1 protein-coding gene is annotated in these 770 nt (G+C 45.6%); it reads left to right on the top strand.

Going from position 1 to position 770, the window contains the following annotated elements; genetic code table 11:
• Nucleotides 1-770, top strand: a 770-nt coding sequence (locus BM736_RS24765) for an elongation factor Tu (RefSeq protein ID WP_143562486.1), incomplete at both ends; no start/stop codon positions are given.

Below are 770 nucleotides of genomic sequence, written 5' to 3'. Positions count from 1 at the left end.
ATGGATGGCGCGATTCTAGTAGTTGCTTCTACAGATGGTCCAATGCCACAGACTCGTGAGCACATCCTGCTTTCTCGTCAGGTTGGTGTACCTTTCATCATCGTATTCATGAACAAGTGTGACATGGTAGATGACGAAGAGCTTCTTGAGCTTGTAGAAATGGAAGTTCGTGAACTTCTTTCTGAGTATGAATTCCCAGGTGATGACCTTCCAGTTATCCAAGGTTCAGCACTTAAAGCCCTTGAAGGCGAAGCTGATTGGGAAGCTAAGATTCTTGAGCTTGCAGAAGCACTTGATACTTACATTCCAGAGCCAGAGCGTGCTATCGATGGTGCATTCATTCTTCCAATCGAAGATGTTTTCTCAATCTCAGGCCGTGGTACAGTAGTAACTGGTCGTGTAGAGCGCGGTATCATCAAAGTTGGTGAAGAAGTAGAAATCGTTGGTATCAAAGATACAACTAAGACTACTTGTACTGGTGTTGAAATGTTCCGTAAGCTTCTTGACGAAGGTCGTGCTGGCGAGAACTGTGGTGTTCTTCTACGTGGTACTAAGCGTGAAGATGTTGAGCGTGGTCAGGTTCTTGCTGCTCCTGGTTCAATCACTCCACACACTACTTTCAAGTCAGAAATCTACGTTCTGTCTAAAGAAGAAGGTGGACGTCATACTCCATTCTTCAAAGGCTACCGTCCACAGTTCTACTTCCGTACAACTGACGTAACCGGTACTATCGAGCTTCCAGAAGGCGTAGAGATGGTAATGCCTGGTGA

Source organism: Shewanella sp. UCD-KL12 (assembly GCF_001957125.1).
Classification (GTDB): Bacteria; Pseudomonadota; Gammaproteobacteria; order Enterobacterales; family Shewanellaceae; genus Shewanella.
This window is presented reverse-complemented; position numbering and strand designations above follow the sequence as displayed.